The organism is Curvibacter delicatus NBRC 14919, assembly GCF_001592265.1.
In the GTDB taxonomy this organism is placed as follows: Bacteria; Pseudomonadota; Gammaproteobacteria; order Burkholderiales; family Burkholderiaceae_C; genus Hylemonella; species Hylemonella delicata.
Map to the genome: position 1 here is coordinate 1 of NZ_BCWP01000036.1, position 12,188 is coordinate 12,188.

The 12,188-nt window shown below is 63.7% G+C and carries 12 protein-coding genes; 3 read left to right on the forward strand and 9 right to left on the reverse strand.

Features of this window, described 5'->3' with window-relative positions; all coding sequences use genetic code 11:
- Positions 1–2: 2 nt before the first annotated feature.
- Genes CDE01S_RS14675 through CDE01S_RS14690 form a run of 4 tightly spaced genes read right to left on the reverse strand, consistent with a single transcriptional unit; the run spans position 3 to position 4,796 of the window.
- Positions 3–1,565, reverse strand: a complete 1,563-nt coding sequence (locus CDE01S_RS14675; protein WP_066709140.1) for a DHA2 family efflux MFS transporter permease subunit — start codon at positions 1,563–1,565, stop codon at positions 3–5.
- A 12-nt stretch (positions 1,566–1,577) separates the two neighbouring features.
- Positions 1,578–2,813 carry an HlyD family secretion protein gene (locus tag CDE01S_RS14680; protein WP_066709143.1) on the reverse strand — a complete coding sequence of 412 codons (1,236 nt, stop codon included), beginning with the start codon at positions 2,811–2,813 and terminating at the stop codon, positions 1,578–1,580.
- A 32-nt stretch (positions 2,814–2,845) separates the two neighbouring features.
- Positions 2,846–4,288, reverse strand: a complete 1,443-nt coding sequence (locus tag CDE01S_RS14685; protein WP_066709146.1) for an efflux transporter outer membrane subunit — start codon at positions 4,286–4,288, stop codon at positions 2,846–2,848.
- Positions 4,278–4,796, reverse strand: coding sequence for a MarR family winged helix-turn-helix transcriptional regulator (locus CDE01S_RS14690; RefSeq protein WP_066709149.1), 519 nt, complete (start codon positions 4,794–4,796; stop codon positions 4,278–4,280). Before CDE01S_RS14690 ends, CDE01S_RS14685 begins: the two co-directional genes overlap by 11 nt.
- A 126-nt stretch (positions 4,797–4,922) precedes the next feature.
- Between CDE01S_RS14690 and CDE01S_RS14695 the strand changes: the two genes are divergently transcribed.
- The 3 genes from CDE01S_RS14695 to CDE01S_RS14705 all read left to right on the forward strand — a co-directional run bounded on the left by CDE01S_RS14695 (position 4,923) and on the right by CDE01S_RS14705 (position 7,673).
- On the forward strand, positions 4,923–6,698 hold the full coding sequence (locus CDE01S_RS14695) for an ABC transporter transmembrane domain-containing protein (protein WP_066709152.1): 1,776 nt from the start codon (positions 4,923–4,925) through the stop codon (positions 6,696–6,698).
- A gap of 80 nt (positions 6,699–6,778) precedes the next feature.
- A complete protein-coding gene (locus CDE01S_RS14700) occupies positions 6,779–7,195 on the forward strand; it encodes a MarR family winged helix-turn-helix transcriptional regulator (RefSeq protein WP_066709226.1) in 417 nt (138 codons plus the stop codon).
- A gap of 79 nt (positions 7,196–7,274) precedes the next feature.
- Positions 7,275–7,673, forward strand: coding sequence for a tautomerase family protein (locus tag CDE01S_RS14705; protein WP_066709155.1), 399 nt, complete (start codon positions 7,275–7,277; stop codon positions 7,671–7,673).
- A gap of 105 nt (positions 7,674–7,778) precedes the next feature.
- Here CDE01S_RS14705 and CDE01S_RS14710 read toward each other — a convergent pair whose 3' ends face one another.
- The 5 genes from CDE01S_RS14710 to CDE01S_RS14730 are packed head-to-tail and all read right to left on the reverse strand — an operon-like array spanning position 7,779 to position 12,182.
- A complete protein-coding gene (locus CDE01S_RS14710; RefSeq protein WP_066709158.1) occupies positions 7,779–8,258 on the reverse strand; it encodes a DUF1178 family protein in 480 nt (159 codons plus the stop codon).
- Positions 8,259–8,268: 10 nt separating this feature from the next.
- A complete protein-coding gene (locus CDE01S_RS14715) occupies positions 8,269–8,871 on the reverse strand; it encodes an NUDIX domain-containing protein (RefSeq protein ID WP_066709161.1) in 603 nt (200 codons plus the stop codon).
- Positions 8,872–8,886: 15 nt separating this feature from the next.
- Complete coding sequence (locus CDE01S_RS14720; RefSeq protein ID WP_066709164.1) at positions 8,887–9,189, reverse strand: DUF2818 family protein; 303 nt, start codon at positions 9,187–9,189, stop codon at positions 8,887–8,889.
- A 5-nt stretch (positions 9,190–9,194) separates the two neighbouring features.
- Positions 9,195–10,682, reverse strand: a complete 1,488-nt coding sequence (nuoN, locus tag CDE01S_RS14725) for an NADH-quinone oxidoreductase subunit NuoN (protein ID WP_066709167.1) — start codon at positions 10,680–10,682, stop codon at positions 9,195–9,197.
- 24 nt (positions 10,683–10,706) lie between these two features.
- Positions 10,707–12,182 (reverse strand): NADH-quinone oxidoreductase subunit M, encoded by a 1,476-nt coding sequence (locus CDE01S_RS14730; protein WP_066709169.1) that lies wholly within the window; start codon positions 12,180–12,182, stop codon positions 10,707–10,709.
- Positions 12,183–12,188 lie beyond the last annotated feature (6 nt).

The following is a 12,188-nucleotide window of genomic DNA, read 5'->3' on the forward strand; positions in this document are numbered from 1 at the left end:
CCTTAATGCGCACCGGCGGCCGCATCAGCGGAACCAGCACCCGCACGCTGCGGGCGTGTGAGCCAGACCAGGGGAATCATGGTCAGGAACAGCAGGGCCGAGATATAGAACAGTTCACTGGAGGATAGCATGAAGGCCTGCTGGTCCACCAGCCGGTTCACCTGCGCCAGCGCCTGCTCGGGATTCAGTCCAGCAGCGGCCAGGCCGTTCAAGGCGCTAGTGGCACCCTGGCTGCTCTGGTTGATGGACTCGGCCAGCTGAGCATGGTGCAGCGCGGCGCGGTCCTCCCACAAGGTGGTGGCGATCGAAGTACCGAAGGCACCGGCCGTGATGCGCATGAAGTTGGACATGCCGGAGGCAGCCGGAATCCGCTCGGGCGCAATGCCCGACAACGTGATGGTGACCAGCGGGATGAAGAAGAAGGCCATCGCGATGCCTTGCACGAAGGTCGGGATCATGATGGTGCCGAAGTCGGCCTGGGTGTTGAAGCGCGAGCGCATCCACAGCACCAGCGCGAACACGACGAAGGCAAACGTGGCGAAGTAACGCGGGTCCACCTTGCCGATGTTCTTGCCCACCACCGGCGACAGCACGATGGCCAGCAGGCCGACCGGCGCCATGACCATGCCGGCCTGTGTGGCGGTGTAGCCCATGTACTGCTGCAGCCACAGCGGCAGCAGCACCACATTGCCGAAGAACAGGCCGTAGCCGATGGACGTGGCGAGCGCACCGGCCCAGAAGTTGCGCCGCGTGAACAGCGTGAGGTCCACCACCGGGTGCTCCTCGGTCAGTTCCCAGATCAGGAAAAAGACCAGCCCCACCAGCGCCACCACGCCCAGGACCACCACTTCGGTCGAATGGAACCAGTCGAGCTCCTTGCCCTTGTCGAGCATGATCTGCAAGGCGCCGACCCACACCACCAGCAGGCCCAGCCCCACGGCATCGATGGGCAGCTGGCGCGTCGGTGTCTCGCGCTTGTGGTACAGCATCCAGCTGGCGCTGGCGGCCAGCAGGCCGACCGGGATGTTGATGTAGAAGATCCAGGGCCAGGAGATGTTGTCGGTGATCCAGCCGCCCAGCAGCGGCCCCATGACCGGCGCCACCAGCGTGGTGATGGACCACATGGCCATGGCCAGCCCGGCAAGCGCACTCGGGTAGCTGGACAGCAGCAAGGACTGCGACAGCGGAATCATCGGACCGGCGACAAAACCCTGCAGCGCGCGCGCGGCAATCAGCATGTTCATGTTCGGGGCCAGGCCGCACAGCCAGGAGGCCAGCACGAACAACAGTACGCTGGCAATGAACAGGCGCACCTGGCCGAAGCGCTGCGACAGCCAACCGGTCAAGGGCACGGCAATGGCATTGGCCACGGCAAAGCTGGTGATGACCCAGGTGCCCTGGTTCGGGCTCACGCCCAGGTCACCGGCGATCGCCGGCAACGACACGTTGGCGATCGAGGTGTCGAGCACGTTCATGAAGGTGGCCGCCGACAGGGCAATCGTGCCCCAGACGCGGGCCGAACCCTGCAGGGGCGGCGGTGGGCTGTGCGCAGGCGTAGAGGACATGGCACCGCCCGCTCAGTGGACTGCCGGCAACGCCGGCTTGCCGCGGCCGGCGTTGGCCGCGATCACGCGACGCACTTCGGCATCGGCGCCTTTGTCGAGCGCACTGTAGACCTGGGTTTCGGCGACGGCGCTGGTGCGCGCAGCATCGGCCAGGGTCTTGCCGTCCTGCTGGCTCACGTCCACGGTGGCGTCCATCGACAGGCCCACGCGCAGCGGGTTGTCCGCCAGTTGCTGCGGATCGAGTGCCACGCGCACCGGCACGCGTTGCACCACCTTGATCCAGTTGCCGGTGGCGTTCTGCGCCGGCAGCAAGGCAAAGGCAGCGCCGGTGCCGGCACCGAGGCCTGCCACCGTCCCCTTGTATTCGACTTTCTTGCCGTACACGTCGGCCGTCAGCCTGACCGGCTGGCCGATGCGGATGTTGCGCAACTGGACTTCCTTGAAGTTGGCATCAACCCATACCTGCTTGAGCGGAATGATGGACATCATGGGCGTACCGGCAGCCACCCGCTGGCCGACCTGCACCGTGCGCTTGGCCACGAAACCATCCACCGGCGCCGGCAAGGCCGCGCGTTGCGTGGCGAGGTAGGCCTCGCGCACCTTGGCAGCCGCCGCCTGCACACTCGGGTGCTGCTCCAGGCTGGTGCCATCAGTCATGGCCTGGTTGCTGGTGAGCTGTTCGCGCGCCGCCACCACGGCGGCCTGGGCCGCAGCCAAGGCGCTCTTGGCGTTGGCCAGCTGGGTCTGCGCGTGGTTGAGTTCTTCCTTGGACACGGCGCCATTGCCAGCCAAGGACTGGCGGCGTGCGAGATCGTCACCGGCGCGCGCCACATCACTCTGCGCCCGGTTGACATCGGCTTCACGCAAGGTGATCTGCGCCCCCAAGGCGCCGTTGTTGGCATACAGGGTGCGCACCTGGCGCACGGTCTGGGCCAGGTTGGCTTCCGCCTGGTCGAGCGCGACCTTGGCATCGGCCGGATCGAGCTGCACCAGCGGCTGGCCGGCTTTGACGAAGTCGGTGTCGTCAGCCAGGATGGCCATGACCGTGCCGCCGATCTGCGGCGTGATCTGGATCACATTACCCTGGACGTAGGCGTTGTCGGTGGACTCGTAATGGCTGGCCACCAGCCATTCGTAGGCACCCCAGGCCAGGCCGGCCAGGACGAACACGCCGGCTGCCGCAGTGAGCGCCTGGCGCCGTTTCGGGTTGCCGGCACGGATCTTGACGTGGGATTGCGGTGCATTCATGGTGATTCTTCTCCCTGCTGAAATGGAAAGATTTATTTCTGGATTGCGCTGACGGTGGTGCTGGCCGCCTCGGCTTGAAAGCCGCCACCGAGGGCGCGCAACAGCGCCACCTGGGTATCCAGTGCGCGGGCGCTGAGGTCCACGGCCAAGCGGCGCTGGGCCAGCACGGCGGTCTCGGCGTTCAGAACGTGAAGGTAGTTGCCCAGACCCGCTTCGTAGCGCTGCACGGCAATCGCGTAGGCACTCTCCGCAGCCTGCTGCGCGGCGCGCTGCTCGGTCTGCTGGCGCGTGATCGACTGCATGGAGGCCACCTGGTCCGCCACATCGCGCACGGCATCGATCACGGTGGCGTTGTAACTCTCGATGGCGGCATCCAGATCGGCTGTCTTGCCGCGCAGGTTGGCACGCAGACGGCCGCCATCGAAGAGCGGCAGGCGCAGCGCCGGGCCAATGCCCCACTGCTGGCTGTCCGACTGCAACAGACGATCCGTCCCGATGCTGGAAAAACCGGCGAAGGCCACCAGGTTGACGTTCGGATAGAACTGGATCTTCGCATTGGCCACATCCTTCATGCCGGCCTCCACGCGCCAGCGCGCCGCAGCCACATCGGCACGCCGGCCCAGCAGATCGGCCGGGATGACTGGCACAATTGCTACGTTTTTGATAGCTGCCAGCGCATGTTTTTCAAGGCCCAGGCTTGCATTTGGCTTGCCAACCAGGGCCTCCAGGGCGTGCTGCGTGAGCGCGGCCTGCTCCTGCAATGCCTCCATCTGCTGGCGCGCATCGGGCAGTCCGCCCTCGCTTTGCCGCAGCTCGAGTTGGGTGTCGAGCCCCGCCTCGACACGCTGACGCACCAGGCGCAGCGTCTCTTCGCGCTGGCTCAGCGTGCGCTGGGCCACGGCCAGCTGGTCCTGGATGCGCAGCCACTGGAAGTAACTGCGCGCCACATTGCTGGCCAGCAGCACACGGGCCGCCTGCGCATCAGCCTGGGCGGCCTGAGCACTGCCCAGCGCCGCATCGAGGGCCGCGCGGTTCTTGCCGAAAAAGTCCAATTCCCAGCTGGCGCCGAGCTGCAGGGTGCCGGTGTCCTGGATGGAGCCGGCCAGCGGCGCCGGCACGGCGCCCGTCTTGGTGTAACGCTGGTGCGTGAGATCGAGCGAGCCGTTGAATTGCGGTCGGTTGGCCGATTCGGCCGTTTCGATCACCGCCCGGGCGCGCGCCAGCCGGGCCTGTGCCAGCTTGAGATTGGGATTGCTTTCCAAGGCCTGCGTCTCCAGGCGGTCAAGCTGCGCATCACCGAAGGCACGCCACCACTGTGCGGCCACGGCGGTACCGGTGTCGCTGCCCGCCAGGCCGAGTGAAGCGGCATCGCGCGGCTGCGCCTGTGGCGTGATGCCGGAGAAATTGGCACAGGCGGCCAGGCTCACCGTGAGCGTGAGCAGCCCCGCACGCAGGGCGCGCTGCTTATTCGACATGATTCTCCCTGCTGGCCTGCATGGCCTGTACGTTGTTGAGAATGCGGTGCAACATGCCCTTGAGGGTTTGCCACTCCTCCCGTGTGAAGCCGGACAAGGCCGTGTTCTGCACGCGACTGAGCACCTGTGGCACCACCTTGATGGCTTCGCGCCCCTCGGCCGTCGCGTCCAGATTGACAACACGCCGGTCTTCCGAGGAGCGTTCGCGACGGCACAGGCCCTTGGCCTCCAGCCGGTCGACCAGTCGCGTCATGGCGCCGGCATCCAGGCTGCATTCACGTGCCAACTCGGCACCCGTCGTGGCGCGACCAGAGGAAAGCATGAACAGAGGCACCCATTGGGCATGAGTCAACCCCTCCGGCTCGAGTTCCCGCTCGACCTCCTGCGCCAGCAAAGAGATGATGCGACGCATGAGGTAACCGACACTCTCCTCCGGGGTATAGCCGGCGGCCTTGTAGAAATCGGCCGGCCGGCCGGCCGGATCGTGGGTGGTGCTTTTGGCATTCATAGAGGGTGCATTATTAATTGCCTAGGCAATAATTGTCAAGGCTTTAATTGGCATGGCAATTGACCCCACAGCACCGGCTGCCACCCTGCCGGTGTAAGCTGTCTTCGCCCTCCTCCACGCCCTTCCATGAACTCAGACCGCCCGAAAACCAGCAACCCCAAATCCCTCAGCGGCCTGCTGCCTTTTCTGCGCCCTTACCGCGGGCGCATTGCACTGGCCTTGCTGTTCCTGGTGCTGGCCGCCACCGCCACACTGGTCTTCCCGATCGCCCTGCGCAGCCTGATCGACGGCGGCCTGCTGCCGCAGGACCGGGGTGCCCAAGTGCTGGCCTTGCGCGAACACTTCGCCTTGCTGTTTGCCGTGGCCGTGGCCCTGGGCGTGTTCTCGGCGCTGCGCTTTTACCTCATGAGCTGGCTGGGCGAACGCGTCACCGCGGATGTGCGCAACGCGGTCTATGGCCATGTGCTGCAGCAGAGCCCCGAATTCTTCGAGACCACACAGACCGGCGAGGTGCTGTCGCGCCTGACGGCCGACACCACGCTGGTGCAGACGGTGGTGGGCTCGTCTTTCTCCATGGGGCTGCGCAGCACGGTCACCGGCGTGGGGGCCCTGCTGATGCTGGTGTGGACCAACCCCTACGTGATGCTGCAGGTGTTGGGCATGCTGGCGCTGGTGGTGGTGCCGGCCGTGTGGTTCGGGCGCCGTGTGCGACGCCTGTCGCGTGCCAGCCAGGACCGGGTAGCCGACTCCAGTGCCATTGCCGCCGAAGTGCTCAATGCCATCCCGGTGGTGCAGAGCTACACCGCCGAAGCGCGCGAGGCAGCACGTTTTGATGCCGCGAGTGAAAGCGCCTTCCGCACCGCCCGCCGCCGCGTGGGCGCGCGTTCTTTCCTGATGGCCTTCATCATCATCGCCACCTCCGCTGCGTTGCTGTGGGGCCTGTACCAAGGCACGCAGGCGGTGCTGCGCGGCGACATCACGGCAGGCCACCTGGGCCAGACGGTGGTGTACGTGATCATCCTGGCCGGCGCCTTTGCCGTGCTCGGCGAGGTGTATGGCGAGCTGCTGCGTGCCGCCGGCGCCACCGAACGGCTGATGGAACTGCTAGGCAGCCGCTCGCCCATTGCCTCACCATCAAATCCGGCTCAAGCGCTCGTATCCAATGCGGGAAGCGCTATCAAAATTGAAGCATTGACGTTTCACTACCCGTCACGGCCAACACAGGCCGCGCTGGCCGATTTCACGCTCGATGTGCGGGCGGGCGAGACGGTGGCGCTGGTCGGCCCCAGCGGCGCCGGCAAGAGCACGGTGTTCCAGTTGCTGCTGCGCTTTTATGACCCGACTGCCGGCCGCATTCTGCTCGATGGAGTTCCCATCCGGGAGCTCGCCCTGCACGAGTTGCGCCAGAACATTGGCATCGTGCCGCAGGAACCGGTGATCTTCTCCAGCAGCGCGCTGGAAAACATCCGCTATGGCCGACCGGCGGCGACGGATGCCGAAGTGCGCGCCGCGGCACAGGCGGCTTTTGCTGATGATTTCATCCGTGCCCTGCCTGAGGGTTACGACACCTTCCTCGGCGAACGCGGCGTGCGCCTGTCCGGTGGCCAGCGCCAGCGCATTGCGATTGCACGCGCCATGCTGAAGAACCCGCCTTTGCTGCTCCTTGACGAAGCCACCAGCGCGCTGGACGCGGAGAGCGAGCGCATGGTGCAGGCGGCACTGGAGTCCGCCATGCGCGACCGCACCACGCTGGTGATTGCCCACCGGCTGGCCACGGTGCAGCAGGCCGATCGCATCGTGGTCATTGACCACGGCAGACTGGTGGAACAAGGCACCCATGATGCACTGATCGCCGCCAACGGCGTCTACGCCCGCCTGGCCGCGCTGCAGTTCATGACCTGAAGCCTTGCCATGACATGCCTGGATGACTTCGATTGACCATTTGGTTGCATAGCTAATCAATTGCAGGTATGATCCGCGTCATGTTTGATCACTGCCTTTATTTCAACACCACCGCACTGGCCCGGGTGGTCGAAAAGGAGTGGGCGAGCGCGTTCAAGCCCTTCGGCCTGACCCCACCGCAGGGGTTCATGCTGCGGCTCATTCTGGCCAGGCCCGGCCTGTCCCAGCACGAGCTGGCGAGCGAGTTGACCATTTCGCGCCCCACGGCCACACGCCTGCTCGACGGCCTGCAGACCCTCGGCCTGGTGGAACGGCGTGATTCGGACTTCGACGCCCGCCATTGGTCGATCTTCCCGACGGCCGCGGCCGAGAAGATCCATGCGGCACTCAACGCAGCCAGTGGCCAGGTCACGCAAAGAATCCAGCGTACGGTCGGCAAGGACAATTTCCTTGAGACCGTGGGCAAGGTCAGGGAAGTCTGCTCCGCCCTCAAATGAGCAGGTCGCTTGGGGTCTTTTTTAAAACCCAAATAGTTGCATGGCTAACTTATTTTCAACCCACCGAAAGGCAAACATCATGCCCATACTCAACGTCAAAGTCAGTCAGCCTGCCAGCGCCAAGCTCGTGCATGACATCTCTGAAACGCTGCTGGAACTCACCACCCGCATCCTGCGCAAGCGGCGCGATCTGACCTCCATTGCCATCGACTTCGTGCCGCAGGACAACTGGGTGGTCGGCGGCTCGACCCTGGCGACGCAGGGGCGCAACAGCTTCTACTTCGACATCAAGGTGGTGGACGGCACCAACACCAAGGATGAGAAGGCGCAGTACATACGTGAAAGTTTCGCCGCTTTTGACAAGCTGCTGGGCAACCTGCATCCGGAGAGCTACATCCACGTACACGACGTGCGTGCCGAAGCCTATGGGTTTGGCGGACAAACGCAGGAATACCGCTACATCAAGGCCCAGCCTTGAACAACCGAGACGGCAGGGTTGGAAACAACGGCCGTGACAGAAGTCAGGCAGACCGCAGCGCCAGCGCAGCCGGTCTGCCTCATCGCTTCGCGCCTGTCTTGTGCGCTATTGCAAGGGACCCTTGAGCGCGTCAGGCAAAGGGAGCGGCATGACGGCGATGCCCTCGTCCAGCAACGCTTCCGTTTCTTCGCGCGAAGCCTGGCCGCGGATGCTGCGCTCCTCAACCTCGCCGTAATGCATCTTGCGCGCTTCTTCGGCAAAGCGGCCGCCCACGTCTTCCGTCTGCGCCACGATGCGGCGCGCCACCTGCAGCCAGGCGGCCTGCAGGGCTTGCTCAGCATCAGCGGTCAGCACATCCTGTTTCGGAACCTGGGTTGCGGTCGACTGGCTCGAGGGGGTCGCTTCCTCCGAACGTGCCGCACCAAGGTTCAGGCGCGGGGCACTGGGCAGCTTCGTCACCGATTTGCTGCCGCACATCGGGCACGCCAGCAGGCCGCGCGCCAATTGGCCGGCGTAGTCGTCTTCGGATGCAAACCAGCCTTCAAACCCGTGCCGGGCATCGCACTGGAGATTGAGAACTTTCATCAGGTGATTATCAGCGTGCGCTGGCGGGCACTGGCGTCTGCCAATCCAATTCCCAGCTACCCGCAAGGACGTTTTGCAGCCAGAGCACACCGGTCAGGGTCTTGGCATCCGTCACGCCGCCCTCAAAGCACCATGTCAGCAACTCGGTTGGGGTGGCCGTGAACACATCGAGGAATTCGCCTTCATCCAGCTGGCGCTCCCCCAGACTCAGGCCACGCGCAAACCAGACGTCAATGAATTCGGTGGAATAGGAAATCACCGGATGCAACACACCGGCACGCGCCCACTCGGTCGCACGGTAACCGGTTTCTTCCAGCAACTCACGTTGCGCGCAGGCCAGGATGTCTTCACCGGCATCGAGCTTGCCGGCAGGAAACTCCACCATGACCCGCTTCACCGGGTAACGGTACTGGCGCTCCAGGACCACCCGCAACTCACCGCGTTCATCTTCCAGCAGGGGGATGATCATCACGGCGCCGGGATGCACCACATACTCGCGCGTCGCACTGGCCCCGTCGGGCAGGCGCACGGTATCGCGGAAGGCATGGAGAAAACGGCCCTTGAACAGCTCCTGGCTGTCCAGCCGGATTTCCATCAGATGTGCGTCATCCATGGCTGCGGCAGCGCGTCAACCGTGGCGCTTGAACAGGTAGCGGTAGACGAAGCCCGGAAAGGCCAGGGTCAGGAACAGCGTCGCCGTGATGGCATAGAACTCCCAGCCCTGCGGTGCAATCTGGCCCGCACGTTGCTCCAGCAGCAGTGCCATGCCCCCCACCAGCAGGTAACACAGCACCAGCTCCACCAGACGCACCGGCAGGCCTTTGGGTGTTTTCAAGGGCACAACAGCCAGCAGGCGCTGGTTGATGAACGGCAGGTTGGCACCGGCCACCGCGGCCAGCACCACAAACCAGACGGCAGCAGTCTGCGACATGAAGCTCAGGTACCCAACATCTGCTGGATGGCCTGGGCACACAGCGCCATCAGGCCGCCAGGCACCAGGCCGAGAACGAGCACCAGCAGACCATTGACCGACAGCACGGCGCGCACATCCAGGGGGGCCGCCACGGTGGTGGCAGTAATGGGTTCGTCAAAGTACATGACCTTGACCACGCGCAGGTAGTAGAAAGCACCGATCAGCGACATGATCACGGCAAACACGGCCAGGCCAATGTGCAAAGCCTGGCCCGAAGCCACCAGCGCCTGCAAGACGGACAGCTTGGCGTAGAAGCCGACCATGGGCGGAATGCCGGCCAGCGAGAACAGGCAGATGGCCATGATGGCGGCATACAAGGGGCTGCGCTGGTTGAGGCCGGCGAAGTCGGCAATCTCTTCGCTCTCGAAACCTTCGCGCGCCAGCAGCAGGATGACACCGAAGCTTGCCAGCGTGGTCAACACGTAGGTCACGACGTAGAACATCGCCGAGCTGTAGGCGTTGGCTGCTGAGTAGATGTTGCCGTTGATGACACCCGACATCAGGCCCAGCAGGACAAAGCCCATCTGCGAGATGGTGGAGAAGGCCAGCATGCGCTTGAGGTTGGTCTGCATGATGGCGGCCAGGTTACCCACCAGCAGCGAGGCGATGGCCAGCAGCATCAGCATCTGTTGCCAATCGATGGCCAAGGGCAGCATGCCTTCGACCAGCAGGCGAATGACGATGGCAAAGGCCGCCAGCTTCGGCGCGCCACCGATCATCAGCGTCACGGAGGTGGGCGCCCCCTGGTAAACATCGGGGATCCACATGTGGAACGGCACCACACCCAGCTTGAAGGCCAGACCGGCCACCACGAACACCGTGCCGAACACCAGCACTTGCGGGTTGACGCGGCCGGAATTGATGGCACGGAAGACAGCGTTCACATCCAGCGAGCCCGTGGCACCGTAGATCATCGACAGACCGTAGAGCAGGAAACCGGAAGCCAGCGCGCCGAGCACGAAGTACTTCATGGCAGCTTCGGTGGCCGTGGCGTTGTCACGACGCAGCGCCACCAGGGCATAGCTGGAGAGCGTCAGCAGTTCCAGGCCGAGGTAGATCAGCAGGAAGTTGTTGCCGGAGATCATGATGAACATGCCCAGCAAGGACAGCATGCTCAAGGAAAACAACTCGCCGCCACGCAGCATGTCGCGATCCGCCGAGTACGGACGCGCATAGACCAGCGAGACCATCACGGCAATGGTGGCAAAGAACTTGAGCCAATTGCCCATGGGGTCGCTCACCACCATGTTGTGCAGGCTGTAGAGGGTGGCACCGCCACTGGCGTACAGGTACTGCAGCAAAGCCACTGCACCCAGAGCCAGCAGTGTCCAGAGGTAGGTGCGGGTGCGCTGGCGGCTTTTCACGCCGAGGTCCATCAGCGTGATCAGGCAGGCCATGGCCAGCAGAATGATTTCCGGATAAACCGCAATCCAGCTGAGTTTGTCTGTCATCTTCAGTCTTTCAATTCGGTTTGATCAGTTCAACTTGGACAAGGCCACGTGCTTGAGCAGTTCCATCACCGACGTGTCCATGACATCGGTGAAGGGCTTGGGATAAACACCCATGACCAGCACAGCGATCGCCAGCAAGGCCAGCATGAGGAACTCACGGCCATTGATGTCCACCAGCGCCTTGACGTCCTCATTGGCCACCGGCCCCAGGTAAACGCGCTTGAACATCCACAACGTGTAGGCAGCACCAAAGATCAGCGCCGTGGCGGCTGCCAGACCGATCCAGAAGTCGTACTTCACGGCACCGAGGATCACCATCCACTCGCCGACGAAACCAGCGGTGCCCGGCAAGCCGCAATTGGCCATGGCGAAGAACAGGGCAAAGGCCGCGAACTTGGGCATGGTGTTGACCACGCCACCATAGCTGGCGATTTCACGCGAATGCACCCGGTCGTACAACACGCCGATGGAAAGGAACATGGCGGCCGAGACAAAGCCGTGGGCAATCATCTGCACCAGACCGCCGGAGACACCGAGGTCGTTGAAGATGAAAAAGCCCAAGGTGACAAAGCCCATGTGAGCGACCGACGAATAGGCCACCAGCTTCTTCATGTCCTGCTGCACCATGGCCACCAGACCGACGTAGATGACGGCGATCAGCGACAGGGCAATCAGGAGCCACGCCCACTCACGTGCCGCATCCGGTGCGATCGGCAGCGAAAAACGCAGGAAACCGTAGGCACCCAGCTTGAGCATGATGGCGGCCAGCACGGCGGAACCACCGGTGGGTGCCTCGACGTGCACATCGGGCAGCCAGGTGTGGACCGGCCACATCGGCACCTTGACGGCAAAGGCGGCAAAGAAGGCAAAGAACAGCAGGGTCTGCGTCGTGCCGTCCAGCGGCAGCTTGTGCCAGGTGAGGATGTCGAAGCTGCCGCCCGACTTGGTGTACAGGAAGATCAGTGCGATCAGCGTCAGCAGCGAGCCCAGCAGCGTGTAGAGGAAGAACTTGAAGGCGGCGTAGATCTTGTTCGGACCACCCCAGATGCCGATGATCAGGTACATCGGGATCAGCGTGGCTTCAAAGAAGACATAAAACAGGATGCCGTCCAGCGCCGAGAACACACCGATCATGAGACCGCTGAGGATCAGGAAGGCGCCCATGTACTGGTTGACACGGCGCGTGATGACCTCCCAGCCGGCAATCACCACGATGACGTTGATGAAGGCCGTCAGCAGCACGAACCAGAGCGAGATGCCGTCAAGACCCACGTGATAGTGCACATTGAAGCGATCCATCCAGGGCATCTTCTCGACAAACTGCATGGCCGCTGTACCGAGCTTGAACCCGGTGTACAAGGGCAGCGTCACGAGGAAGCTCGCCACCGCGCCGATGAGCGCGACCCAGCGCACCATGCGCGCCTGCTCGTCGCGGCCCAGGGCCAGCAGCAACACGCCGAACGCAATCGGCATCCAGATAGCCAGGCTCAACAAACCCATTTCTTC